The 24,770-nt window shown below is 66.3% G+C and carries 21 protein-coding genes; 18 read left to right on the forward strand and 3 right to left on the reverse strand.

All coding sequences use genetic code 11. From position 1 onward, the window contains the following. Positions 1–257: 257 nt before the first annotated feature. Positions 258–1,547 (reverse strand): ammonium transporter, encoded by a 1,290-nt coding sequence (locus C3B78_RS18075; RefSeq protein ID WP_104999290.1) that lies wholly within the window; start codon positions 1,545–1,547, stop codon positions 258–260. 406 nt (positions 1,548–1,953) lie between these two features. On the opposite strand from C3B78_RS18075, the gene C3B78_RS18080 reads away from it, so the two are divergent. The 7 genes from C3B78_RS18080 (at position 1,954) to C3B78_RS18105 (ending at position 11,928) form a co-directional block, all read left to right on the forward strand. Next, entirely contained in the window at positions 1,954–3,006 is a 1,053-nt protein-coding gene (locus tag C3B78_RS18080) for a HupE/UreJ family protein (RefSeq protein WP_158677290.1), read from the forward strand. Further along, complete coding sequence (locus tag C3B78_RS18085) at positions 3,003–6,644, forward strand: outer membrane protein assembly factor BamB family protein (RefSeq protein WP_104999292.1); 3,642 nt, start codon at positions 3,003–3,005, stop codon at positions 6,642–6,644. Before C3B78_RS18080 ends, C3B78_RS18085 begins: the two co-directional genes overlap by 4 nt. A gap of 242 nt (positions 6,645–6,886) precedes the next feature. Next, the gene (locus tag C3B78_RS18090) at positions 6,887–8,020 is read left to right on the forward strand and encodes a Gfo/Idh/MocA family protein (protein WP_234005457.1); all 1,134 of its coding nucleotides are present in this window, start codon (positions 6,887–6,889) and stop codon (positions 8,018–8,020) included. Further along, a complete protein-coding gene (locus C3B78_RS18095) occupies positions 8,020–8,763 on the forward strand; it encodes a ThuA domain-containing protein (protein WP_104999293.1) in 744 nt (247 codons plus the stop codon). Before C3B78_RS18090 ends, C3B78_RS18095 begins: the two co-directional genes overlap by 1 nt. A 15-nt stretch (positions 8,764–8,778) precedes the next feature. Continuing rightward, positions 8,779–8,961, forward strand: coding sequence for a hypothetical protein (locus C3B78_RS19780; protein ID WP_158677291.1), 183 nt, complete (start codon positions 8,779–8,781; stop codon positions 8,959–8,961). Positions 8,962–9,059: 98 nt separating this feature from the next. After that, on the forward strand, positions 9,060–10,961 hold the full coding sequence (locus C3B78_RS18100; RefSeq protein ID WP_104999882.1) for an alpha-amylase family glycosyl hydrolase: 1,902 nt from the start codon (positions 9,060–9,062) through the stop codon (positions 10,959–10,961). Positions 10,962–11,070: 109 nt separating this feature from the next. Further along, entirely contained in the window at positions 11,071–11,928 is an 858-nt protein-coding gene (locus tag C3B78_RS18105) for a prephenate dehydratase (RefSeq protein WP_104999294.1), read from the forward strand. On the opposite strand, the gene C3B78_RS18110 is transcribed toward C3B78_RS18105, so the two are convergent. Next, positions 11,910–13,820, reverse strand: a complete 1,911-nt coding sequence (locus C3B78_RS18110) for an FAD-binding monooxygenase (RefSeq protein WP_104999295.1) — start codon at positions 13,818–13,820, stop codon at positions 11,910–11,912. The two genes, C3B78_RS18105 and C3B78_RS18110, sit on opposite strands and share 19 nt — an antisense overlap. A 220-nt stretch (positions 13,821–14,040) precedes the next feature. Between C3B78_RS18110 and C3B78_RS18115 the strand changes: the two genes are divergently transcribed. The 6 genes from C3B78_RS18115 to C3B78_RS18140 are packed head-to-tail and all read left to right on the forward strand — an operon-like array spanning position 14,041 to position 20,490. Further along, the gene (locus tag C3B78_RS18115; RefSeq protein WP_104999296.1) at positions 14,041–15,516 is read left to right on the forward strand and encodes a fumarylacetoacetate hydrolase family protein; all 1,476 of its coding nucleotides are present in this window, start codon (positions 14,041–14,043) and stop codon (positions 15,514–15,516) included. Continuing rightward, on the forward strand, positions 15,509–16,204 hold the full coding sequence (locus tag C3B78_RS18120; RefSeq protein WP_104999297.1) for a GntR family transcriptional regulator: 696 nt from the start codon (positions 15,509–15,511) through the stop codon (positions 16,202–16,204). The genes C3B78_RS18115 and C3B78_RS18120 overlap by 8 nt, the downstream gene beginning before the upstream one ends. Before the next feature lie 58 nt (positions 16,205–16,262). Next, positions 16,263–17,777, forward strand: a complete 1,515-nt coding sequence (gene hpaE, locus C3B78_RS18125) for a 5-carboxymethyl-2-hydroxymuconate semialdehyde dehydrogenase (RefSeq protein ID WP_104999298.1) — start codon at positions 16,263–16,265, stop codon at positions 17,775–17,777. A gap of 38 nt (positions 17,778–17,815) precedes the next feature. After that, positions 17,816–18,913, forward strand: coding sequence for a 3,4-dihydroxyphenylacetate 2,3-dioxygenase (gene hpaD / locus C3B78_RS18130; protein WP_104999299.1), 1,098 nt, complete (start codon positions 17,816–17,818; stop codon positions 18,911–18,913). A 3-nt stretch (positions 18,914–18,916) separates the two neighbouring features. Continuing rightward, positions 18,917–19,702 (forward strand): 2-oxo-hept-4-ene-1,7-dioate hydratase, encoded by a 786-nt coding sequence (gene hpaH / locus C3B78_RS18135; RefSeq protein WP_104999300.1) that lies wholly within the window; start codon positions 18,917–18,919, stop codon positions 19,700–19,702. After that, positions 19,687–20,490 (forward strand): HpcH/HpaI aldolase family protein, encoded by an 804-nt coding sequence (locus tag C3B78_RS18140; protein WP_199775287.1) that lies wholly within the window; start codon positions 19,687–19,689, stop codon positions 20,488–20,490. The genes hpaH and C3B78_RS18140 overlap by 16 nt, the downstream gene beginning before the upstream one ends. 73 nt (positions 20,491–20,563) lie before the next feature. Here the strand turns inward: C3B78_RS18140 and C3B78_RS18145 are convergent, their stop codons facing one another. Beyond that, positions 20,564–20,821, reverse strand: a complete 258-nt coding sequence (locus C3B78_RS18145) for a metal-sensitive transcriptional regulator (RefSeq protein WP_104999301.1) — start codon at positions 20,819–20,821, stop codon at positions 20,564–20,566. A gap of 121 nt (positions 20,822–20,942) precedes the next feature. Here C3B78_RS18145 and C3B78_RS18150 point away from each other — a divergent pair, with 121 nt between their 5' ends. The 5 genes from C3B78_RS18150 to C3B78_RS18170 all read left to right on the forward strand — a co-directional run bounded on the left by C3B78_RS18150 (position 20,943) and on the right by C3B78_RS18170 (position 24,761). Then, on the forward strand, positions 20,943–21,575 hold the full coding sequence (locus C3B78_RS18150) for a rhodanese-like domain-containing protein (RefSeq protein ID WP_104999302.1): 633 nt from the start codon (positions 20,943–20,945) through the stop codon (positions 21,573–21,575). Beyond that, positions 21,572–22,468 carry a sulfite exporter TauE/SafE family protein gene (locus tag C3B78_RS18155; protein WP_104999303.1) on the forward strand — a complete coding sequence of 299 codons (897 nt, stop codon included), beginning with the start codon at positions 21,572–21,574 and terminating at the stop codon, positions 22,466–22,468. The genes C3B78_RS18150 and C3B78_RS18155 overlap by 4 nt, the downstream gene beginning before the upstream one ends. Before the next feature lie 117 nt (positions 22,469–22,585). Then, positions 22,586–22,882, forward strand: coding sequence for a rhodanese-like domain-containing protein (locus C3B78_RS18160; RefSeq protein ID WP_104999304.1), 297 nt, complete (start codon positions 22,586–22,588; stop codon positions 22,880–22,882). A gap of 103 nt (positions 22,883–22,985) precedes the next feature. Beyond that, a complete protein-coding gene (locus C3B78_RS18165; protein WP_442778249.1) occupies positions 22,986–23,123 on the forward strand; it encodes a hypothetical protein in 138 nt (45 codons plus the stop codon). 228 nt (positions 23,124–23,351) lie between these two features. Continuing rightward, positions 23,352–24,761: an MBL fold metallo-hydrolase gene (locus tag C3B78_RS18170; protein ID WP_104999305.1), complete on the forward strand. Its 1,410-nt coding sequence runs from the start codon at positions 23,352–23,354 to the stop codon at positions 24,759–24,761. Positions 24,762–24,770: the final 9 nt, after the last annotated feature.

A 24,770-nucleotide genomic window follows, 5' to 3' on the forward strand; every position in this document is an offset into this window, starting at 1 on the left:
GAAGGCGGGGCTTCGTGCCCTACGTACGGTTCAGGGCTGCGCTTCAACCCTGAAACCGGCAGAGCGGCCGGGCGCTGCCGGCTTCCCGATTGCGATCTGCACCGCTGTGGGAGGCTCCCCGGATCGGTGTTCCTGGGAGTGGCAAAAGGGCCAGGCCCCCGGAACTATAAGCCAGCTGCTGCTGGCACCGGTCCGGAGGCTGGCCCTCTGCCTGACTCGTCATCCGGATGGCATGCAGCCGGACTTCTTGGGTATCCCTACACGCGCTGCGGAGAGCCCAGCTCCACCGGATCCTCATCCGTAAGGTACGCGAGCTCGGAGTGTGCTGCGAGGTCGATGCCGCGCATCTCGTCCTCGGGATTGATCCGCAGGCCAATCGTCTTGTCCAGGATCTTTGCGAGGACCCAGGTGATGCCGAACGAGTAAACCAGCACCGTCACAGTGGCGAGGGCCTGGACACCGAGCAGTTCCACGCCGCCGCCGTAGAAGAGTCCGCTGACTGCGTTCGGTGCTGCGTCGGTGGCGAAGAGGCCGATCAGCAGGGTGCCAAGGATGCCGCCCACAAGGTGGACGCCAACAACGTCGAGCGAGTCGTCGTAGCCGAGGCGGTACTTCAGTTCAATGGCCAGCGAGCATACGGCCCCGGCGATCGCCCCGATGGCCAGGGCGCCCAGCGGGCTTACTGAGCCGCAGGCGGGGGTGATGGCCACGAGCGCTGAGATCAGGCCGGACGCTGCACCCATGCTGGTGGCTGCCCCGCGGCGGAGCCGTTCCACCAGGGACCAGGCCAGGAGGCCTGCCGCGGCAGCTACGGCGGTGTTGAGGAAAACCACCGACGCCGACTGGCCGGCGGACAACGCGGAGCCGGCGTTGAAGCCGAACCAGCCCACCCAGAGGAGGCCTGCGCCCACCAGCACCAGCGGGCGGCTGTGCGGCTTTGCATGCTCCACTTTCGGCCAGCCGGAGCTCTTGCCGAGCACCAGGGCCAGCGCCAGGGCTGCCGCGCCGGCATTCATGTGCACGGCGGTTCCGCCGGCGAAGTCGATGGCCTTGATCCCGCTGGCGATCCAGCCGCCGGTCACGCTGCCGTCCGCCGAAGTGAAGGCGAAGACCCAGTGCGCGATGGGGAAGTAGACGATTGTGGCCCAGATGCCGGCGAACAGCATCCAGGCGCCGAACTTCATGCGGCCCGCTGCTGCGCCTGCCACCAGCGCCGTGGTGACGCAGGCGAAGAACAGCTGGAAGGCGGCAAACAGGATGACCGGGATGGACGCCTCCTCATCCGCGGCCAGCAGCTGCCCCATGCCGGGGAATTCGGTGACGTCACCGATCAGCCCCAGACCGCCCACCGAGTTTCCGAAGGCCATCGAGTACCCGAACAGTGCCCAGAGGACGGCCACCAGGCTGGCGCCGCCAAAACACATCATCATCATGTTGAGAATGCGGCGCGACCCCACCATGCCCCCGTAGAACAGGGCCAGGGCGGGGATCATCATGCAAACCAGCGCCGAGCTGGCCAGTATCCAAGCGACATTTCCCGAATCCATGGGAAACCCCTTTCGTGATGCGAAGAGAGAACGGAAATCGCCCGTTGAGGCACTCCGGGGGAGGGACGCGGAGTCAGTACCACGTTCATCGGAGGGCAGCTATTGCCGTCTGGTTCCAACTGTAGGGCGGCCGTGATGGGGTGGGTTTCCGGTGTGTTAAATCATCGTTTCAGTCAGCCGCATGCGAGTTTCAGGCGTCCCGCTGAGCGCAGGAGCAGTGGTCCCTTGAGCGAAACCTGAGCTGATGTCCGCACACCGGCTCCCTGCCGTTCACTGCATATTCACAATCCTGTCAGTGGCGCGGTGTGGATTGGAGATACCTTTTACTCCGCACCCTGAATTGAGCATCCCCGTGCCACCCGTGTCCCTACTGCGCCAAGGCGCCGGGCTTCTGTTATTGGTCATCATGTTCCTGGTATCCGGGGGCCTTCCCGCCTCCGCCCATGTCAGGGATTCGACGGGATACTCGGATATCACGGCCAATGGGGCAGAGGTTTCCTACGCGCTGAGCCTCGAATACGAAATGCTGGCGCGGGCGGTAGACCTTGGGCCGGAGGCCTTGTCGGCCAGCGACGACACCCAAAGGCGTGCTGTCCTGATGGCTGCGACGGGCAACCTCGAAGCCTACCTTTCGGAGCGGGTCACCATCTTCCTCGACGGGGCATTGTGCAAGCCCGCATTGGAAGGTACGGCCATCAGGAGCCGTGAAGAGGTTCCCTACGCCGAGCTGGACCTGGCGTACGACTGCGGCGGGTCCTCCGGCTCCTACCTGGTCAAATACGGCGTCTTCAGCGCCGGCGACGCCGCAGCCGATGACCATTCGAACATTGTGGAATACAGCCTGGGCGGCCACGAAGGCCAGACGGTCCTGGACAGCGGCCACACGGAATTCACTGCCGGCGGAGGGTCCGTGGTAACAGCCGCCGCCCGCTTCGGGGCCATGGGCGTGGAACATATTCTGTCAGGTCTGGACCACGTGCTGTTCGTCGTCGCCCTGGCCCTGGGCGCGGCCACCCTGCGGAGCCTACTGGGGGTGGTCTCCATGTTTACCCTGGCGCACAGCGTGACCCTCATCAGCGCCCTCCTCGGCTGGATCAGCGTTCCCTCAGAGGTGGTGGAACCGCTGATCGCCCTGTCCATTGCCTTCGTAGCCATCGAAAACCTGCTGGGCGCAACGCGCCGGCGCCTGCCGGTGGTGTTCGTCTTCGGCCTGCTCCACGGGCTGGGGTTCGCCGGATCCCTCCGCGTCACCGAAGATTTCAGTTGGAGCCTGGCCACGTCCCTGCTCAGCTTCAACGCCGGAATCGAGGCGGGGCAGGCGCTGCTGCTCCTTGCCGCCTTTCCCCTGATCCTGCTCGTGCGCCGGAGCGGCTGGTCCGTTCCGGTGTTGCGTGGGGCGACCGTCGCGGTCGCAGCTGTTGGTCTCTTCTGGTTCATTGAAAGGTTCCTTTTCGCATGAAACTCACACGCCCGGTACCCGACGCGGGTTCCGGGAAGCGCAACCTACGCCTGGCCCTCTATGCCGGCACAGCCGCCCTCGGCGGCCTTGTCATCGCCGCACCGGTGAGCACCGCCGTCGGCGAGGCCCTCAATCCCCCTTTGGCAGCGGTCTCCGGCACGGTCTTCGAAGACCGCAACGGCAACGATGCCTTCGACCCGGGCGAGCCTGCCCTTCCCGGCGTCTCCGTGTCCGACGGCGCCACAATCGCAGTGACCGATGCCAACGGCAAGTACAGCCTGGAGACGCGAACGGAGCGGCGGAACACGGATATCGTCTTCATCACCCAGCCCGCCGGATACTCCGTGGGCACCGACGAGTTCATGGCCCCCCGTTTCTACCGCAATCTGGGCCTCCTGGCAGCGGACGAGAAGAAGACTGCCGACTTCGCGCTGACCAAGGACGCGAAGTCGGCGCAGAGCAACTTCACTTTCGGCAACATCGCCGACCCGCATGTGAACGCGCAACTCCCGGAACAGATCCAGGAAATCAACGCGACGGGCCAGGAACTCGGCTTCATCCAGGTAAGCGGTGACCTCACCAACAACGCCACCGACGCCGAATTCAACGCTTACAAGGCCGCCACCGCCCTGTCCAAGGTTCCGGTGTGGCCTGCCGTGGGCAACCATGAATACGCCTCCGGAACCGGCTACGCCAACCGCATCAACAACTACCGCAACCACGTGGGCCCCGAGTGGTACTCCTTTGACTACGGGAACCGCCACTTCCTGGTGCTTGAAAACAACGGCAGCGCCCCCTTCGACGAGCAGCTGGCGTGGGCAAAAGAAGACCTGGCCAAGAACGTCGGGGACAAGGAACTGGTGGTCCTGGCACACCAGCCGATGAACGTGCCCTTCGGCTCGCAGAACATGTACGACCAGTACGGCGCCCTGCTGGAGCAGTACAAAGCCCAGCTCATCCTGGTAGGCCATGAGCACTCCAACGACGTGGAGCCGGACAGTGCGTTCGCGGGCACTGCCAAGCACGTCCAGACCACCTCGAGCTCCTACAGCATCGACAACTCACCTCGCGGCTTCCGCTACGTGTCCATGACGGACGAATCCTTCGAAAACCCGGTCCGCAACTACGGCGCGGAGAAGGACCTGACCATCACCAGCCCGGCTGACGGCAGCACCGTTCCCCTGGACGGTTTTCCGGGCATCCAGGCGAACGCCTACGACACCACGGACGCTCCCGTGAAGGCCCAGTTCAGGATCGACGGCGGTAACTGGCGCCCGCTGGCATCCACCGGCGAGTTCACCTGGCATTCCGACCTGCAGGGTGACCTGCGGAAGGTGGGCAAGCACACCCTCGAGGTCCAGGCCACGGACGCCACCGGAGCCTCTTGGACCAAAACCTCTACATTCACCTTCACCGCTGACAAGGCCATCACCCCGGTGAAGGGCGCCGACTGGTCACAGCACCACGGCGACCAAGGCCACACCGGCGTCACGGCAGACCGCATTGATGCAGGACAGCGCCTGGCCTGGTCCTACCGGACGGAGGGCACCTTCCTGACGGGTTCACCCGCGATCGTCAACGGCGTGGTCTACGCCGGCACCCGGGACGAGAACGGCGAGGGCAACAGCGCGGTGCACGCAGTGGACCAGGCCACCGGCAAGCAGCTGTGGAGCTACACGGTGCCGTCCTCGGTGCACGGAAGCATCGCCGTCTCCGACGGGCTGGTCTTTGTTCCCACCCTCCGCGGCAGCCTCTTCGCCGTTGACGCCGCCACGGGGCAGCTGAAGTGGCAGCATGATCCGGAGCCCGCGCCCGAAGGCTACAACCAGCGCACGTACGGCTACTACGGCGTGACCGTGGCCGACGGCAAGGTCCTCTACCCGTACCAGACGCGCCACGGCGAAGCGAAGCAGGGGCTCCTGATAGCCCTGGACGTGAAGACCGGCTCGCGGGTATGGGCTTCGCCGATGAGCGGCAGCACCATGAGTGACGGAACGCCTGCAGTGGCCGATGGCCGCGTGTACGTGGGCAACCAAACGGCGGACCGCGTCATGGCCTACGACCTGGCTACCGGCCAGTCGCTGTGGACAGGAGCTGCCACCCTGGGCGGCTGGCAGGACGGCATTCCCTCCGCAGCTGACGGCCGCGTCTACATCGGCTCCGGCAACGGGATCATTGCCCGGGACGGCGCCACAGGCCAGACCCTGTGGACCTACCGGAGCCAGCACCCGTCCTTGGTCAACGGCAACGCCACCCCGGCCGCGCCCGCCATTGCCGGCAATGTCATTTACATGGGCTTCCCCTCGGGTGCCGTGACGGCCCTGGACGCCACCACCGGCGCAGTGCTGTGGGACCGGCTGCTTCCCGGTGAGCGGTACCGGGGAGGCGTGCACACCTCGCCTGCGCTGAGCGGTGACACCCTTTTCGTCGGAGCGAACAACGGCAACTTCTACGCCCTGGATGCCCGCACCGGCCAGCCCCTCTGGCAGCACAACATCGGCACATGGGTGGCAGCGGGCCCCGCAGTCAGCGGCAACACCGTTGTGGCAGGCGCCCTGGACGGCAACCTCTACGCCTTCACCCCCGGCGGCACCGCCGCCGAACGTTGGTCCTCCGTTTCGGGGACGGTAACCCAGGCGGGCACCGGCCAACCGGCGTCAGGGATCACCGTCCAGGTGATGCGTGACGGCGTCCCGGCGGGCACCACCACCACCGCAACTGACGGAACGTACCGGCTCGGCCTTGAACAGGGCGCCGGCACATACACTGTCCAGGCTGCCCAGCTCGGTTCGGCCACAGCCGCCAAGCAGATCGAAGTGCCGGCAGGGCAGTCACCAACCGTGGACCTTGAATTGCGACCGGTGAACGTGGATGCCAGCACGGGCAAGCGCCTGGCCGGCAGCCTGGTGGAAGCCGGAGTCCAGGACATCGTGATCGAAAACAGGAAACTGGCCCTGGCCATTTCCAGGGTGTTCAATGACCCGCAACTGGACCAGTCCACTGCCGGCAAGCCGCTGGACATGGCCATCACCGGCCAGCCGGACCAGTTGGACTGGATCAACCTGCCGTACGTTGCCACAGCTGAACCTACAGGCGGGAATGCGTGGGCGCAGACCCAGGTCCGCACCGATTCCGTGGAAATCCTGGAGAACACCGGCGAGCGCGCCGTTGTCCGGGCATCGGGTACCTCCGCGGAGCACCCGGGACTCATGGTGACCACAACCTATTCGGCGAATGCCGGGGACCAGTGGATCACGGCGAAATCAGAATTCCGGAACACCTCCCAGGCTGCGCTTCCGCTCTGGGTTGGTGACGCCATGGACCATGACGGCACCGGCCAGCGAAGCGGCGTGGCCGGCCACCCCGTAATCAACACGGGCACCGCGGCCAGCTATGAGCCCAACGGAAACTGGATCGGCCAGGCTGGAACAGGTGCGGACCAGCAGACGTACGGGCTGGTCTACACGGCGGAGAGCGGCAGGTTCACCGGATACGGCTTCCGCAACTGGATCATGAGCAAGTTCCAGGTTGAGATCCCCGCCGGCGGCAGCCACACCCTGGACCGCCGGATTGTGGTGGCACCCAACGGGGGAGCTGAAAACCCGTTCGCGGTACTCGACCAATTGGCCGCCCAATAGGTTAGGCACCACACAAGACCATCAGGGGGAGGGCCGGCTCACGGCACTCCCCCTGATGCGTTCCTGAAACAGGACCTCGTCGCGGTGATTTTGGGCGGTCGCCCGCCGACCACCTCGCTAATCATCCTTGTGCTCCTTTGCCAAAGGCGTATCGTGTCCGGCATGACTGCCGGTGCCGTCAACGGCTGAGAGAACTCCCCAACCCAAGTACCAGTAACACCGACACAAGATAAGGAAAATCCGTGAGCCACGAGCAGTCCCCCGGACAGCATGCCGCATCCCGCGAAGAACCACGGCCCGCCGAACTGAGGGTGGGCGTGGTAGGCATCGGCTGGGCCGGCCAGCAGCACCTGAAGGCCTACCACTCCCTTGACGGCGTCAGCATCGTTTCGCTTGCCGGCATGGAGCAGGAACTCCGCGACTCGCTGCAGGCCGAATACGCCATTCCGAACGGATTCGCGGACTGGAAAGACATGCTGGACCACGGCGGACTCGACGCCGTCAGCGTGGCAGTGCCAACCTTCCTGCACGCCCCCATCACCGTCGCCGCCCTGGAACGGGGAATCCACGTCCTGAGTGAGAAGCCCATCGCCCGCAACGCCGTCGAAGGCCAAGCCATGGTGGACGCTGCCCGCAAGGCCGGGCGCGTCTTGGACGTCGCCTTCAACCACCGCCGCCGCGGCGACATCCAGGCGCTGAAGGGCGTCATCGATGCGGGCGGGCTTGGCCGGCCGTACTACGCCAAGGCATCCTGGCTGCGCCGCTCCGGCATCCCTACCCTGGGCAGCTGGTTCACCAACCCGGAACTTGCCGGCGGCGGACCGCTCGCGGACATCGGCGTCCACGCCCTGGACTATGCACTGCACCTGCTGGGCGAACCGAAAGTTGTGGCAGTCTCCGCCGCCACCCACTCCGAGCTGGGCCCGCACGGGCGCGGCGGCGGCAGCGCCTACTCCGCCCTGGCATCCAGCCACGCGTTCGACGTGGAGGACTTCGCCTCGGCGTTCCTCCGGCTCGAGGGCGGCGGAACCCTGGTGATCGAGGCGAGCTGGGCCACCTACCGGGAAACGGACGACCTCCTGGACTTCACGGTTTACGGAACCGACGGCGGCGCGGAGCTCAAGGTGCAGGGCGCGCCTTTCCCGCCTGTGGGCCAGCTGCGGGTGTTCACGGACAAGGACGGCGAAAGCGCCGACTACGTCCCGCCGGTACTGCCCGGCCGCGCCCACGATGCAGTGGTGGAAGACTTTGTATCGGCAGTCCGCGGCGGCGGGGCAACCTGGGCAGAGCACGACGGCTCGCTGGCGCTCTACCGGGCCCAGATCATCGACGCGTGCTACAAGTCAGCGCTGGAGCAGAGGGAGGTTCGGCTCTAATGAACGGCAAACTGAGGATCCGGGTGTGGAACGAAGGTGTCCACGAGGCCATCAACGAGCCATCCCACATCGGGGAGATCTACCCTGAGGGCATCCATGGCGCCATCGCCGCGGGACTCCGTTCCTTCTACCCCGAGGCAGACATAACGACGGCGGTCCTGGCCACCGATGATCAGCATGGCCTTGACGAGGAGGTGCTCGCGGAGACGGACGTCCTGCTGTGGTGGGGACACATGGCCCATCATGAGGTGAGCGATGCCGTCGTCGAACGCGTCCACCGGCACGTCTTGGGCGGCATGGGCCTGATCGTGCTCCACTCGGGGCACTTCGCCAAGGTGTTCACCAGGCTGCTGGGCACCAGCTGCTCGCTCGCCTGGCGGAACGACGGCGAGCGAGAGCTCGTGTGGACCGTGAAGCCCTCGCACCCCATCGCCGAAGGCGTGGACAGCCCCATCGTCATCCCGGAGCAGGAGATGTACGGCGAGCTGTTCGATATCCCGGAGCCGGACGACCTCATCTTCATCAGCTCCTTCGCGGGCGGCGAGGTGTTCCGTTCCGGCGTCACGTTCACCCGGGGCAAGGGACGCATCTTCTACTTCAGCCCCGGCGACCAGGAGTACCCGGTGTACCACAACCCGCAGGTCAAGCGGGTCCTGGCCAACGGCGTGAAGTGGGCGGCCCGCCCCGGCCTGCACCGCTCGGCCCCGGAGGTCACCAACCCGGCCCGGGACTGGTTCAGCTAGGGCTGGCCCGCGTAGGTGAGTCACGCCGCCCGCGGCCTGGGAACCCTGGCGACAGCAGCTGCGGGTTTTCCCATAGCCGGTGCCGGTGCCGGTGCCAGCGGGTACAACTCGGGGATGACTACCCCGGCACTGGTGCCAGGCCCCGAGGTAACCGTCGCCGCGCGCAAAACCGGGGAACCCGCCGTCGGCCGCTCCTAGTTTCACCCCGCCGGCGCGCCGCGGCAGCCGCACCGTGGAATACTTCCGTACAGGTTTTGCATGCCGGATCCGCCGGCACACCGGAAGGGGTCTGGGCCATGGAGGAATTCGCCAGTGTGGACGAAACAGTGCGGCAGCACGTCGTCGATGCCCTCGCGCAGGCGGGCACCGCCCCCGATCGCGCCTTTCAGCAGCGGTTCGACGCGCACTTCCCGGACCTGTGCCGCCTCTTCAGCACGCTGTACGGATCCCGGCCGGACTGGCAGGACCAGCTGGCCGCTTTGGTGGTCCAGGGTGCGCGTTCGTGGGAGGAACGCCGGGCCGAGCTGAAGGCCCTGGACGCCGAACGGGAGGCCAACGGCGGCTGGTTCCTGTCCAACAACATGCTCGGCGGCGTCTGCTATGTGGACCGGTACGCAGAAAGCCTGGAGGGGCTGCGCAGCCACATCCCGTACTTCAAGGAGCTGGGCCTCACCTACCTGCACCTCATGCCGCTGTTCCTGGCGCCCGAGCCGCACTCCGACGGCGGCTACGCAGTCTCCAGCTACCGCCAGGTCAACCCGAAACTGGGCACCATGGAACAGCTTCGTGAGCTTGCCTCCGAGTTCCGCGCCCACGGCATCAGCCTGGTGGTGGACTTCATCTTCAACCACACGAGCGACGAACACGAGTGGGCCCGCAAGGCGGCTTCGGGGGATCCGGAATACAGCGACTACTACTGGATCTTCCCGGACCGCACCATGCCGGACGCCTTCGAGCAGAACGTCCGAGAAATCTTCCCGGAAAACCACCCGGGGTCCTTCATCCGGATGGAGGACGGCCGCTGGGTCTGGGCAACCTTCCACACCTACCAATGGGACCTGAACTATTCCAACCCGGACGTCTTCCGGGCCATGGCCGGGGAGATGCTCTTCCTGGCCAACCAGGGCGTGGACATCCTGCGCATGGATGCCGTGGCGTTCATCTGGAAGCAGCTGGGCACCCCTTGCGAAAACCTGCCCGAGGCCCACATCCTCCTCCAGGCCTTCAATGCCGTCTGCCGGCTGGCCGCGCCGTCGCTGCTGTTCAAGTCCGAGGCAATCGTGCATCCGGACGAGGTGGCCCTCTACATCGATCCGGCCGAGTGCCAGCTCTCCTACAATCCGCTCCAGATGGCGCTGATCTGGGAATCCCTGGCCACCCGGGACGTCTCGCTGCTGGCACAGGCCCTGAAGCGGCGGCACAACATCCCGGACGGCACCTCCTGGGTCAATTACGTGCGCAGCCACGACGACATCGGCTGGACCTTCGCCGACGAGGACGCGGCAGAGCTGGGCATCAACGGCTTCGACCACCGACGTTTCCTGAACTCCTTCTACGTCAACCGCTTCCCCGGCAGCTTCGCCCGCGGCGTCCCGTTCCAGGACAATCCCAAGACCGGCGACTGCCGGATTTCAGGTACCACGGCGTCCCTGTGCGGCATGGAAGTGGACCCGGCCGAGGCGGTGGAGCGGATCCTCCTTGCCCACTCGGTGGCCTTCAGCACCGGCGGCATCCCGCTCCTGTACCTGGGGGACGAGGTGGGGCAGGTCAACGACTACGGGTATGCAGAAGAGGAAGGGCACGACGCCGACAGCCGCTGGGTGCACCGGCCCCACTACCCGGCGGGCCAGTACGCCCTCCGCCACGACCCGTCCACCCCCGCGGGCGCGGTGTACGCCGGCTTGAAGCGGATGATCGAGGTCCGGGCGGCCACGCCTGAACTGGCCGGTACCCGGCTGGTCGATTTTGCCACCAACAACCGTTCCGTCCTTGCCTACCAGCGGCCCGGTGCCGCGGGTGAAACACGGGTCCTGGCCCTGGCCAACTTCAGCGACCACCCCCAGGCCCTGCCCGCCGAAACATTCTCCGGATACTCCCCTGCCGCCGTCGACCTTCTCTCCGAAGCCGCGCTGCAGCTGGACGAGGGAATTACGCTCCTCCCCCGCCAGTACCTCTGGCTGCGCGTCACTCCCGTTTAGCCCGTCCCATCCCAACTAGGTAGCGCTAAGTGTCGTTTTGGCCGCCCAAAACGACACTTAGCGCTACCCAGTTGGGCGGGCGGGGGCGGGGCGTGAAACCATACGGATCATGGCCCAGAAGATTGCGTACCAGGGTGAGCCCGGCGCCAACTCCAATATCGCGTGCAAGCAGATGTTCCCCGACATGGAAAGCGTGCCGTGCGCGAGCTTTGAGGACGCGTTTGAACTCGTGTCCAGCGGCGAGGCCGAGCTGGCCATGATCCCCATCGAGAACTCCATCGCCGGCCGGGTGGCGGACATCCACATCCTGCTGCCGCAGTCCAACCTGCAGATCGTCGGCGAGTTCTTCCTGCCCATCCACTTCGACCTGCTGGGCATCCCGGGCAGCACCATCGAAGGTGCCACCGAGGTGCACAGCCACATCCACGCCCTGGGCCAGTGCCGCAGGCTCATCCGCGAGCACGGCCTCAAGCCCGTCATCGCCGGCGACACCGCGGGTTCCGCCCGTGAAGTCAGCGAGTGGAACGATCCGCGCAAGCTGTCCCTCGCTCCCCCGCTCGCCGCGCAGATTTATGGCCTGGAGGTGCTGGCTTCGCGGGTTGAGGACGACCCCTCCAACACCACGCGCTTCGTGGTCCTGGCCCGGGAAAAGGAGCTGCCGGCGCGGGATGAGCTTCCCGGACCGGCAGTCACCAGCTTTGTGTTCCGTGTCCGCAACGTCCCCTCGGCCCTGTACAAGGCGCTGGGCGGCTTCGCCACCAACGGCGTGAACATGACCCGGCTGGAAAGCTACATGGTGGGCAACGAATTCGCGGCCACCATGTTCATGGCCGACGTCGAAGGCCACCCCGGGGACCTGCCGTTGAAGCTGGCCCTCGAGGAACTGGACTTCTTCACCACCGAGGTGCGGATCCTGGGCGTCTACTCCGCCGCGGACTACAGGACTGCTCAGACCGTCAGCGGCTGACCCGCTGCATGGCGCGGCTTCAGGAGACCGTCGAAGAACTCTGCCAGCTCCGCCGTCGCCGTGAGTGGCAGGACGTTGGCCACGTACTGGTCCGGGCGGACCACCACCACCACGCCGCCGCGGTCCAGGCCCCGCAGCTCGAAGATGTCCGCCTTGGGATCGGTGCCGTACACCTTCTCGTAGTCGGTCAGCTTGAACGGGCCCACCTGCGGCTTGAACACCGCCGGCACCGCGTTGATGTCAACGGCCGTGTGGGGCTGCTGGTAGACCACCTTCACGTCGAACCAGGCGTCGGGATCAGCGTCCGACGGCGTCGCGGCCAGCGGTGACTGCGGCGAGTTCGCCAGCCACTCAGCGAAGTCCGCGACACCTGAGTGCCCGCCTGCCGGTGCCGCGTCGGCGAAAACGTAGATCCGCCACCGGCCGTCCGCGGTTGCATGGTGGCCCAGGTGCATCGGGTTGGTGTCGCTGACCCGGACCACCGGCGCCGATTTGAAGCGCTTGCCCACGGGAAAGCCCGTGGCGAGGGCCTGGTGGTCAGCGGGCGCAACGAGCATCGAGGGGGCGTACTCGGTCATGAACCCGGCAGGGAACTCGGCGGTACGCACATAGAAGTCCTCCAGGTCCGAGGGGTGGGCGAACTCCTCGGGCTTCTTCGCCATCATGGCGGACCACTCTTTGTCGAAGTCGATGAGGTTCTTCGCCACCACCTGCCGCTCCTCCGAATAGGTGGAGAGCAGCGCTTCCGGGCTGCGGCCTTCGAGCACGTGCCCCAGCTTCCACGCCAGGTTGAAACCGTCCTGCATCGAGACGTTCATCCCCTGGCCCGCCTTGGCGCTGTGCGTGTGGCAGGCGTCGCCGGCGATGAAAACCCGCGGGGTCCGGGTACCGCGCTCCTCCGGAAGGACGTCGTCGAACCTGTCCGTCAGCCGGTGCCCCACCTCGTACACGCTGTGCCAGGCGACGTCGCGGACGTCCAGCGTGTAGGGATGGAGAATCTCGTTGGCCTTGTGGATGATCTGCTCGATGGTGGTGCTGCGGACGGCGTGCTTGGTGCTGGGGTCCACTATGCCGAGGTCCACATACATCCGGAAGAGGAAACCCCCCTCGCGGGGGATCAGCAGGATGCTGCCCTTTTCGCCCTGGATGGCGCATTTGGTGCGGATATCTGGGAAGTCCGTGACCGCCAGGACATCCATGACACCCCAGGCGTGGTTGGCGGTGTCTCCGGCCAGGTGGCAGCCGATCGCTTCCCGGACCTTGCTCCTGGCGCCATCCGCGCCGATGACATATTTGGCGCGGACCGTGCGTTCCTGGCCCTCGTCCGGGGCCGAGGTGCGGAGCAGGGTTGCCCGCACGGGGTACTCCCCCTCGTCCTCGACCACCAAGCTGCGGAATTCGTAGCCGTAGTCCGGGGTCAGCCGGGTGGGGGAATTCGCCGCGACCTCGGCAAAATAGTCCAGCACGCGGGCCTGGTTGACGATCAGGTGCGGGAACTCGCTGATGCCCGTTTCGTCGTCCACCGCCCGGGCGCTGCGCACAATGCGGGAGCGGTCCGCGGGATCCGGCTTCCAGAACGCCATCTCGGTGATCCGGTACGCCTCGGCGGTGATCCGCTCGGCGAAGCCAAAGGCCTGGAAGGTCTCCACGCTCCGGGCCTGGATCCCATCAGCCTGGCCGATGGGAAGCCTGCCCGCGCGGCGCTCGATGATGCGCGTGGTGACATTCGGGAACTGGGACAGTTGCGCGGCTGCGAGCATGCCGGCAGGTCCGGTGCCCACAATCAGCACGTCCACTTCGTCCGGAAGGTCAGCAGGGCGGTCAATGCCCACGCCTGCCGCGGGCTTGACCCGGGGGTCTCCGGACACGTAACCGTGGTGGTGAAACTGCACGGGATTCCTCACTTCATTGTGTGGCGGCTCAGCTGCCGTAGCTGTTCGATAATAGAATTTCGGGTTCCATATAAGAAACCACTGCGATCGAGCACCACAGTACGCCACCTATGACGGGGACTACAAGGGACGCCTGATTCGCCCGGAGAAGGGGGTTGACGAACGCCAGCGCCGGGGCGATAGTGATCGTATACGATTTTGTACTTGATGAGGAGACGCTTTGGAGCAGGTCAGCGGGGACACCCTTGCAGCGGCACGCAAGGTGATCGCGGTGCACATCAACTACCCCAGCCGCGCCGCGCAGCGTGGACGCACCCCGGCCCAGCCGTCGTACTTCCTCAAGCCGTCGTCGTCGCTCTCGTTGAGCGGCAGCACAGTGGAGCGGCCTGCCGGCTGCGAGCTCCTGGGCTATGAAGGGGAGATCGCCCTGGTCATCGGCAAGGCCGCCCGCCGCGTAGGGCTCGAGGACGCGTGGAGCCATGTGGCTGCCGTGACTGCCAGCAACGATCTCGGCGTCTACGACCTCCGCTACGCGGACAAAGGCTCGAACCTCCGGTCCAAGGGCGGCGACGGTTTCACCCCCGTGGGCCCGGCACTGATCCCGGCAGACGCCGTCGACCCCGCCCGGCTGCGCATCCGCACCTGGCACAACGGCCAGCTCGTCCAGGACGACACCACGGAGGAACTGCTTTTCCCGTTCGCCCGCCTGGTGGCCGACCTCTCCCAGCTGCTCACCCTCGAGGAAGGGGACATCATCCTCACGGGCACCCCCGCCGGCGCCTCCGTGGCCAGGCCCGGGGACGTGCTGGAAGTGGAAGTCTCCGCCGGTGAGCTCACCACGGGCCGCCTGGTCACCAGGGTGGAGGAAGGCACGACGCCGTTCGCCGACTTTGGTGCCGGGCCGAAGGTTGATGACGCGCAGCGGGAGGAGGCATGGGGTTCGCGCGAAGCGGCCGGACTTCCCGCTGAGGTGACGGCCGCCGTCGAGCCCTCTCTCTCCCCCGGACTGAAGGCAAAACTCGAAAGCGTCGCCACGGCCACCCTGTCGTCGCAGCTGCGCAAGCGCGGCCTTAACAACGTCAGCATCGACGGGCTGCAGGCCACCCGCCCGGACCGGCGCGTCGTCGGGCTGGCCCGGACCCTGCGCTACGTCCCTAACCGGGAGGACCTGTTCAAGTCCCACGGCGGCGGGTTCAACGCGCAGAAGCGCGCCATCGACTCCGTGAATGAGGGCGAAATCCTGGTCATGGAGGCCCGCGGTGAAAAGGGCACCGGGACGGTGGGTGACATCCTGGCCCTGCGCGCGCAGGTCCGGGGCGCCGCGGCGATCATCACGGACGGCGGCGTCAGGGACTACGCCGCCGTGGCCGGGCTGGACATGCCCACCTATTTCGCGAATCCGCATCCGGCTGTGCTGGGCCGCCGCCACGTTCCGTGGGACACGGACATCACCATTGCCTGCGGCGGTGCAACGGTGCAGCCCGGCGACATCATCGTTGCAGATTCGGACGGCATCCTTGTGGTCCCGCCGGCCATCGCCGAAGAACTCGTGGAGGACTGCATCCGGCAGGAACAGGAGGAAGCCTTCATCTTCGAGATGGTGAAGCAGGGCAACAGCGTTGACGGCCTCTACCCCATGAACGCCGAGTGGCAGGCACGGTACGAGGACTGGAAAGCGGGCAGGAGCAATGACTGAAACAGCCCTGGCCGCCGGCAGCAAGTCCCAACAGGCCTACGACGCAGTGAAGGCCCGGATTGTGGAGGGAACCTACTCTCCCGGGTACCGGCTGGTGCTCGGCAGCATCGCCAAGGACCTCGGGTTCAGCGTAGTCCCGGTCCGGGAAGCCATCCGACGGCTTGAGGCCGAAGGACTGGTGACGTTCGAACGCAACGTGGGCGCCACCGTGGCCGGGATCGACCCCACTGAATACCTCTACACCATGCAGACCCTGAGCATCGTGGAAGGTGCCGCCACCGCACTGTCCGCACCACTCATTGGTGACGCGGACATCGCACGTGCCCGTGCAGTGAATGAGGAGATGCGCGAGTGCCTCGAGCATTTTGATCCCGTCCGCTTCACCCGGCTCAACCAGGACTTCCACAGCGTCCTGTTCGAGCACTGCCCCAACCCGCACATCCTGGACCTGGTGCACCGCGGCTGGAACCGGCTGGCAGCACTGCGGTCCTCCACGTTCCGCTTTGTCCCCGGCCGTGCCCGCGAATCCGTGGACGAGCACGAAGGGCTGCTGCAGCTCATCGAATCCGGAGCAGACGCCGATTCCATCGAGAAGGCCGCCCGCCTGCACCGCTCCGCCACGCTGGACGCCTACCTCGCCCAAGCCACCCCCACAACCAGCAACGCGGGGTCACTAAACACCCAATAAACGGCCCCAATCGGGCCGGAAGTGACCCCGCGTTGCCCTACCACGAAGGAAAAGAACGATGACGTTTACCGCTCCCGTGACCACCAGCCATTACGTGCCGCAGGACCTTCCCACCTCCATCCAGCACTACATCAACGGCCAGTTCGTTGACTCGGTCTCCGGGAAGACCTTCGACGTCCTGGACCCGGTCTCCAACACCAACTACGCCACCGCCGCTGCCGGCCAGAAGGAGGACATCGACCTCGCTGTCGCCGCAGCCCGCGAAGCGTTCACCAACGGCCCGTGGCCGAAGATGAAGCCCCGCGAACGCGCCCGCATCCTGAACAGGATCGCGGACGCCGTCGAGGCCCAGGAATCCCGGCTCGCCGAACTGGAAACCTTCGACACTGGCCTTCCCATCACCCAGGCCAAGGGCCAGGCCCTCCGCGCAGCCGAGAACTTCCGCTTCTTCGCGGACCTGATCGTGGCCCAGTTCGACGACGCCATGAAGGTCCCCGGCTCGCAGATCAACTACGTGAACCGCAAGCCGATCGGCGTGGCGGGCCTGATCACGCCCTGGAACACCCCCTTCATGCTCGAATCCTGGAAGCTTGCCCCGGCGCTGGCCACCGGCAACACCGTGGTCCTGAAGCCCGCCGAGTTCACCCCGCTCTCGGCCTCGCTCTGGGCCACCATCTTCAAGGACGCAGGACTTCCCGACGGCGTGTTCAACCTGGTCAACGGCCTCGGCGAGGAAGCCGGCGACGCCCTGGTCAAGCACCCTGATGTCCCGCTGATCTCCTTCACCGGCGAGACCACCACCGGCCAGACGATCTTCCGCAACGCCGCCGCACACCTCAAGGGCCTGTCCATGGAGCTCGGCGGCAAGTCACCCTGCGTGGTCTTCGCCGACGCCGACATGGACGCCGCGATCGACTCCGCCCTGTTCGGCGTGTTCTCACTCAACGGCGAACGCTGCACCGCAGGCTCGCGCATCCTCGTGGAGCGGAGCATCTACGACGAATTCTGCGAGAAGTACGCGGCCCGGGCCAAGAACATCGTGGTGGGCGATCCGCACGATCCCATGACCCAGGTTGGCGCCCTGGTCCACCCCGAACACTACGAGAAGGTGGCCTCCTACGTGGAGATCGGCAAGTCCGAGGGCCGGCTCCTGGCAGGCGGCGGCCGCCCCGATCACCTGCCCGAAGGCAACTACATCGCCCCCACCGTGTTCGCCGACGTCGCACCCGACGCCCGGATCTTCCAGGAGGAAATCTTCGGTCCCGTAGTGGCCATCACGCCGTTCGAGAACGACGACGAAGCCCTCGCCCTGGCGAACAACACCAAGTACGGCCTCGCCGCCTACATCTGGACCCAGAACCTCACCCGCGCCCACAACTTCGCGCAGAACGTCGAAGCCGGCATGGTCTGGCTGAACAGCCACAACGTCCGCGACCTCCGGACCCCGTTCGGCGGCGTCAAGGCCTCGGGCCTGGGCCACGAGGGCGGCTACCGCTCCATCGACTTCTACACGGACCAGCAGGCCGTCCACATCACCCTCGGCAGTGTCCACACCCCTAAATTCGGCGCCTAGCAGCGCTTCCAGACCCCTTTCAACGAAGAGAGACCATCATGAGCAACCCCTTCACCGGCCCCATCCCCACCCCCAGCGTCCCGGCGCCGGACATCGTCCGCTGCGCCTACATGGAAATCGTGGTCACCGACCTCGCCAAATCCCGCGCGTTCTACGTGGACATGCTCGGCCTGCACGTCACCGAGGAAGATGAAAACGCCATCTACCTGCGCACGCTCGAGGAGTTCATCCACCACAACCTGGTGCTCCGCAAGGGACCCATCGCCGCCGTCGCCGCTTTCGCCTACCGGGTGAAGTCCCCCGCCGAGGTGGACGCCGCGGAGGCCTACTACAAGGAACTGGGCTGCCGGACGGAGCGCCGCAAGGAAGGCTTCACCAAGGGCATCGGCGACTCCGTCCGCGTGGAGGACCCGCTGGGCTTCCCCTACGAGTTCTTCTACGACGTGGAGCACGTGGAGCGCCTCACCCAGCGCTACGACCTCTACTCCGCCGGGGAACTGGTCCGCCTGGACCACTTCAACCAGGTCACCCCTGACGTCCCGCGCGGCCGCAAATACCTTGAAGACCTGGGCTTCCGCGTCTCGGAGGACATACAGGATTCCGACGGCGTCACGTACGCTGCGTGGATGCACCGCAAGCAGACCGTGCACGACACCGCGCTCACCGGCGGCAATGGCCCGCGCATGCACCACATCGCGTTCGCCACGCACGAGAAGCACAACATCATCCAGATCTGCGACAAGATGGGCGCCCTGCGCATCAGCGACCGGATCGAGCGCGGTCCCGGCCGGCACGGAGTGTCCAACGCGTTTTACCTCTACATCCTGGACCCGGACGGCCACCGCGTAGAGATCTACACCCAGGACTACTACACCGGCGACCCTGACAACCCCACCATCACCTGGGACGTCCACGACAACCAGCGCCGCGACTGGTGGGGCAACCCCGTGGTCCCGTCCTGGTACACCGAGGCCTCCCTGGTCCTGGACCTGGACGGAAACCCGCAGCCGGTCGTCGTCCGTGAAGAGAAGAGCGAAATGGCCGTCACCGTGGGCGCCGACGGCTTCTCCTACACCCGGAAGGACGGCTCCCCCGAAGGTGACCGGACCGGCTTCAAGCTGGGGGCGCAGGTCTAGGTCATGCTGGATGACAGGACGATCGAGGCCATTGCCGATGAACTGCTCGAAGCCGGCCGCAGCCGCAAACCCGTGCCGCGCCTGACAGCCCGGTACCCGGAGATGACGGTGGAGGACTCATACGCCGTGCAGCAGTTGTGGCGGCGCCGGAACGAGGAGGCCGGCCGGACCCTGGTGGGGCGAAAGATCGGCCTCACGTCCAAGGCAATGCAGGATGCCACCGGCATTACCGAACCTGATTACGGCGCCATCTTTGACGACATGGTGCTGGAAACCGGCTGCTCCGTGGAGTGGGACCAATACACCCACCCGCGGGTGGAAGTCGAGCTCGCTTTTGTCCTCAAGGAGGGGCTGAAAGGCCCTGGCTGCACCATCTTCGATGTCCTGAACGCCACCGATTACGTGGTTCCGGCCCTCGAAATCCTGGACTCCCGGATCGAGATGGAGGGCCGGACCATCGTGGACACCATCGCGGACAACGCGGCCATGGGTGCGATGGTGGTGGGCGGCCGTCCGGTGAAGCCCGACGCCGTGGACCTCCGCTGGGTCTCCGCGATCCTCTACAAAAACCAGACAGTGGAGGAGACCGGCGTCGCAGCCGGCGTCCTGGACCACCCCGCCAACGGGGTGCACTGGCTGGCAAACAAAATCGCCGCGCACGGGGATGCACTGAAAGCCGGCGACATCATCCTGGCCGGCTCCTTCACCCGCCCGCTCTGGGTGTACAAGGGAGATACTGTCCACGCCGACTACGGACCCCTGGGGAGTGTCACATGCCGCTTCGAATAGAGGACACCTTCCGGTCCGCTTTGGCCGCCGCCGACCGGCCCCTCGCCGGGATGTGGGTGTGCTCCGGCAGTCCGCTCATAGCCGAACTATGCGCCGGGTCCGGCCTGGACTGGCTCCTGGTGGATGCCGAGCACAGCCCCAACGGGCTCGAATCCATCCTTGCCCAGCTCCAGGCCACCCACGGCTACCCGGTCCACACCGTGGTCCGGCCGCCGGTCAACGACGCCGTGGTGATCAAACAGTACCTGGACCTGGGCGTGCAGAACCTGCTCATCCCCATGGTCAACTCGGCCGCTGAAGCGGAAGCCGCCGTGGCCGCAACCCGCTACCCGCCGCAGGGCGTCCGCGGGGTCGGTTCGGCGCTGGCCAGGGCGGCCCGCTGGAACCGGGTGCCGGAATACCTCGCCAGGGCCGGCGAGACCATCAGCGTCACCGTCCAGATCGAATCCGAAGCCGCGGTAGCCGTCGTGGAAAACATCCTGGCGGTCGACGGCGTGGACGCCATCTTCGTGGGCCCGTCCGACCTCGCCGCCTCCATGGGCATGCTGGGACAGCAGGAACACCCCGAGGTGCGCGCCGCCGTCGAACACTGCCTTGCCGCTGCCAAGGGCGCCGGGACGCCGGCCGGCGTCAACGCCTTCAACCCGGACACCGCAAAGCACTACCTGGACAACGGGGCGGACTTCATCCTGGTGGGCGCCGACGTCGCCCTCCTCGCAAGAGGCTCCGAAGCCCTCGCCGCGCAATACATTAAGCCGGGCGGCGGCGACACTCCGGCCAGCTACTGACTTAACGCAAAGGGCCGCGCCGGGGACAGTTTGGGGGATCTGCCCCCGGCGCGGGGTCTGTTGTTCCGCCTGCCTAGGCGAGGGAGAGGAAAAGCTTCTCCAGCTCTTTCCTGTCCATGGTGGCGTCCTCGCGGACGATGCACTGCTCCAGGCCGCTGGCGATGATCGCGAAGCCTGCCCTGTCCAGCGCCTTCGATACGGCGGCGAGCTGCGTGACGATGTCCTTGCAGTCCCTGCCCTCCTCCAGCATCCGCGTAACAGCGGCAAGCTGGCCCTGGGCGCGCTTGAGGCGGTTGACCACTGGGGCCAGTTCAGTCGAGTCGAGTTCCATGAGGTCTCCGTGGGTGGGGTTCTTGCCTCCAACTATATACCCCTCGGGGTGTTTTGCGTACCCCGGGGGGTATCTGTAATACTCGGTGGGGTATTCAACTTCCCCCGACGAGAGGCCAGCAATGACTTCCCCTTCCACGGCACCGGCGGCTACCGCCCTTGCTCCCGAGACCCTGCGCACCTGGATCGAACAGCACCAGGACCTCGTCGTCATCGACGTGCGCTCCGCCGCAGAATTCGAGTCGATGCACATCCGGGGCTCATACAACGTGCCCCTGCCACTGTTGTCCGAGCACAGCGACGAGCTCGCCGCCCGCCTGGGCTCCCGCGTGGTCCTGGTATGCCAGTCCGGAGCGCGAGCCGAGCAGGCACGGCAACGGCTGGGCAAGTCGGGGATCGACGGCGCCTATGTCCTGACCGGCGGGGCGCCCGGCTTCGCCGCCGCCGGCGGGGACGTCGTCAAGGGCAAGGACCGCTGGGACCTGGAGCGCCAGGTCCGCCTCGCCGCAGGGTCCCTCGTGGTCCTGGGCCTGGCCGGCGGCAGGTTCGTCTCCCCGAAGATCCGCATGCTCGCCGGCGCCATCGGCACCGGCCTCACGTTTTCGGCGGCCACCAACACCTGCGCCATGGGCCAGGCCCTCTCGGCGATGCCGTGGAACAAGGCCGCCAAGGAACCCACGCGCGAAAGCGCCATTCTGACCCTCCCCGTCGCCAACTCTCCCGCCGCTGGAAACGAGGAGGCAAAGGCCTCATGACCGTCACCCTCCTCCTGGTCCTTGCCTTGTCAGTGGTAATCGGGCTCTCGCTCGGTATCCTGGGCGGCGGCGGATCGATCCTGACAGTCCCGATCCTGGTGTACGTGGCCGGGTTCGAGGCCAAGGAAGCCATCGCAGCCTCGCTGTTCGTCGTCGGCGTCACGTCCGCGGTCAGCGTGTTCAGCCACGCCCGCGGCGGCAGGGTGATGTGGCGGACCGGCCTGATTTTCGGCACGGCCGGCATGGCCGGCGCCTTCGTCGGCGGCCTGCTCGGGGGCCATATCCCGGGCCAGGTCCTGCTCATCGCGTTCGCCATCATGATGGTGGCCACCTCAGCGGCCATGCTTCGCGGCAGGAAGAAGAACGACGACGGCGCGGCACCAGTGAAGCATGAGCTTCCCCTTGGCAGGGTGCTGCTGGACGGGGCCATCGTCGGGCTCGTGACCGGCCTGGTGGGCGCGGGCGGCGGATTCCTTGTGGTCCCGGCGCTTGCGCTCCTGGGCGGCCTGCCGATGTCGGTTGCCGTGGGCACCTCCCTGGTGGTCATCGCCATGAAGTCCTTCGCCGGGCTCGCCGGATACCTCACCACGGTGCAGCTCGACTGGGGCATCACCCTCGGCGTGACCGCCGCGGCAATCGTGGGCACCCTTGCCGGCTCCAGGCTCGCCGCACGCATCCCCGAAACTGCGCTGCGCAAGGCTTTCGGCTGGTTCGTCCTGGCCATGGGGACCTTCGTCCTTGTCCAGCAGGCCCCTGCCGACCTGCGGTGGTTCCTCGCCGCCGGGATAGCCGCCCTTACCGCCGCCACCGCCGGCGTCTGCTGGTTCTTCATCAGCTCCTGCCCACTGCGCAACCGGAGCAGCAAGCGCAGCAACGTCCCCTCACCCGCCTGAACCCGCCACCACCAGCCAAGGAGAACCCCATGGGCCTCATCCTGCTGGACCGGCTGCAGGCCGGCACCGCCGGCATCAACAGGAACAACAGCCCACACCATTTCGAAGGAGAATCCCATGGCTGAAATCACCGTCACCGACGCCGAACAGCGTCTATCCACCGCCCGCATCCTTGATGTCCGCGAGGACTTCGAGGTCGGGGAAGGCATGATCCCCGGCGCCCTGCACATCCCCATGGGCCAGCTGCAGGCACGCCTGTCCGAATTGGACCCTGCCGTCCCCGTCATAGTGGTCTGCCGGAGCGGCAACCGTTCAGCCCGCGTCGCCGATGCCCTTAACGGCGCCGGCTTCACCGCCGACACCATGGCCGGCGGCATGGTCGCCTGGACCCGCGCCGGCCTGCCCAGCACCTGACTCCTGCACCCCGCCAAGAACCGCCACAACAAAAAGCCCGAAAGGACACGAAAGACCATGGCTACCATCGACGTCACGGAGCAGAGCTTCGCTGAGATCCCTGATGGCCTTCAAGGACAGGACACTCGTCTTCTCCCAGCCGGGAGCCCTCAACGCCACCGGCCTCGAAGAAGTCATCCAGGAAGCAAGGAAGCCGGGCATGGACAAGCTTCGCGCGGATGCAGCCCAACAGCCAGCCTGAGGCACGGACCGCGGCGCCACCGTGGCGCACCATGCTCGCCGAACGCGGATACAGCACCGTGAACGTCTCCGGCGGAATCACCGAGTGGTACACAGCGGCCGCCCCGTCGCCCACTCACCGCCGCCACGCCGTTCCTGACAGGCAGCAGCATGCTTGTGGTATACCCCCAGGGGTATTATTATTGATACCAGAGACCGCCCCCACCCCTTTCACGAAGGAGAGCAACAGATGCTTATCGAGCGTATTTACGATGAAGACCTCGCCCAGGCCAGCTACCTGATCGGCTGCCAGGCAAAGGGCGAAGCCGTTGTTGTCGACGGCCGCCGCGACATCGCGGTGTACCAGGACCTCGCCAGGAAGAACGGCATGAAGATCGTGGCCGTCACCGAAACCCACATCCACGCGGACTACCTTTCCGGCACCCGTGAACTGGCCGCCGCCACCGGGGCAACCATTTATGTCTCCGGCGAGGGCGGCCCGGACTGGCAGTACGCATTCGACGGCGAGCGCCTGTTCGACGGCGACACGATCACCCTCGGGAACATCAGCATCAAGGCGCTGCACACCCCCGGACACACTCCGGAGCACCTCTCCTTCCTGGTGACGGACGGCGCGTTCAGCGACCAGCCGGGCTACCTGCTCTCCGGGGATTTTGTCTTCTCCGGCGACCTGGGGCGTCCCGACCTGCTCGACGAGGCCGCCGGCGGCGTCGACACCCGCTTCGTGGGGGCGAAGCAGCTCTTCACCAGCCTCCGGGACAAGTTCCTGACCCTGCCGGACTATGTCCAGGTCCACCCTGCCCACGGTGCCGGCAGCGCCTGCGGCAAGGCGCTGGGCGCCATCCCGTCCTCCACAGTGGGCTACGAACGCCTCTACGCCTGGTGGGGCCCCTACCTCGCCGCCAACGACGAGCAGGGCTTCATCGACGAACTCCTCGATGGCCAGCCGGACGCCCACGCCTACTTCGGCCGCATGAAGCGCGAAAACCGCGAGGGCCCGGCCGTCATGGGAGAACGCGCACCGCTGCCCCGACTCGCGCCCGGCATCGTGGCTGCAGGCCTGGCAGAGGACACCCTGACCTTCATTGACACCCGCCCCAACAGCGAAGTCCATGAAGGCACGGTGGCACGTTCCCTGAACGTCCCTGCCGGTAAATCAGTGGCCAGCTACGGCGCCTGGGTGGTCAACCCGGAAACCGACAAGAACCCGTTGGTGCTGCTGGCACCGGACCAGGACACTGCCCAGGACATGTGGGACCACCTGGTGCGCGTCGGCATCGACAACGTCGCCGGCTACGTCACCAGCCTCGAAGGCCTCCCCACCGCGGTCCCGAAGCTCATCCAGCCCGAGGAACTCAAGGACTTCGACGCCGCGAGGGTCCTGGACGTCCGCAACAAGACCGAGCACACTGCGGGACACATCCCCGGATCGCACCAGCTCAGCGGCGGCCGGGCCATGTGGCACCTGGATGAACTTCCCGCCCACGGCACCATCGTGACCTACTGCCAGAGCGGGGTACGCAACTCGGTCGCGGCCAGCGCGCTGCGCCGCGCCGGGTACGACGTCGTCGAACTGGACGGCAGCTACGCCGGCTGGAGCGCCTGGAAGCAGGCACGGGAATCCGTGTCCAGCAACTAAGCAAAGCAG

The organism is Arthrobacter sp. PGP41, assembly GCF_002953935.1.
Lineage (GTDB): Bacteria > Actinomycetota > Actinomycetes > Actinomycetales > Micrococcaceae > Arthrobacter.

Coding starts and splice junctions, on each gene's coding strand:
- C3B78_RS18165 (WP_442778249.1), top strand. CDS start 22,986: ATGGCCTTCAAGGACAGGACACTCGTCTTCTCCCAGCCGGGAGCCCTC.
- C3B78_RS18080 (WP_158677290.1), top strand. CDS start 1,954: ATGTTCCTGGTATCCGGGGGCCTTCCCGCCTCCGCCCATGTCAGGGAT.
- C3B78_RS18075 (WP_104999290.1), bottom strand. CDS start 1,547: ATGGATTCGGGAAATGTCGCTTGGATACTGGCCAGCTCGGCGCTGGTT.
- C3B78_RS18155 (WP_104999303.1), top strand. CDS start 21,572: ATGACCGTCACCCTCCTCCTGGTCCTTGCCTTGTCAGTGGTAATCGGG.
- C3B78_RS18095 (WP_104999293.1), top strand. CDS start 8,020: ATGAACGGCAAACTGAGGATCCGGGTGTGGAACGAAGGTGTCCACGAG.
- C3B78_RS18160 (WP_104999304.1), top strand. CDS start 22,586: ATGGCTGAAATCACCGTCACCGACGCCGAACAGCGTCTATCCACCGCC.
- hpaD (WP_104999299.1), top strand. CDS start 17,816: ATGAGCAACCCCTTCACCGGCCCCATCCCCACCCCCAGCGTCCCGGCG.
- C3B78_RS18145 (WP_104999301.1), bottom strand. CDS start 20,821: ATGGAACTCGACTCGACTGAACTGGCCCCAGTGGTCAACCGCCTCAAG.
- C3B78_RS18170 (WP_104999305.1), top strand. CDS start 23,352: ATGCTTATCGAGCGTATTTACGATGAAGACCTCGCCCAGGCCAGCTAC.
- hpaE (WP_104999298.1), top strand. CDS start 16,263: ATGACGTTTACCGCTCCCGTGACCACCAGCCATTACGTGCCGCAGGAC.
- C3B78_RS18085 (WP_104999292.1), top strand. CDS start 3,003: ATGAAACTCACACGCCCGGTACCCGACGCGGGTTCCGGGAAGCGCAAC.
- hpaH (WP_104999300.1), top strand. CDS start 18,917: ATGCTGGATGACAGGACGATCGAGGCCATTGCCGATGAACTGCTCGAA.
- C3B78_RS18150 (WP_104999302.1), top strand. CDS start 20,943: ATGACTTCCCCTTCCACGGCACCGGCGGCTACCGCCCTTGCTCCCGAG.
- C3B78_RS18140 (WP_199775287.1), top strand. CDS start 19,687: ATGCCGCTTCGAATAGAGGACACCTTCCGGTCCGCTTTGGCCGCCGCC.
- C3B78_RS18100 (WP_104999882.1), top strand. CDS start 9,060: ATGGAGGAATTCGCCAGTGTGGACGAAACAGTGCGGCAGCACGTCGTC.
- C3B78_RS18105 (WP_104999294.1), top strand. CDS start 11,071: ATGGCCCAGAAGATTGCGTACCAGGGTGAGCCCGGCGCCAACTCCAAT.
- C3B78_RS18120 (WP_104999297.1), top strand. CDS start 15,509: ATGACTGAAACAGCCCTGGCCGCCGGCAGCAAGTCCCAACAGGCCTAC.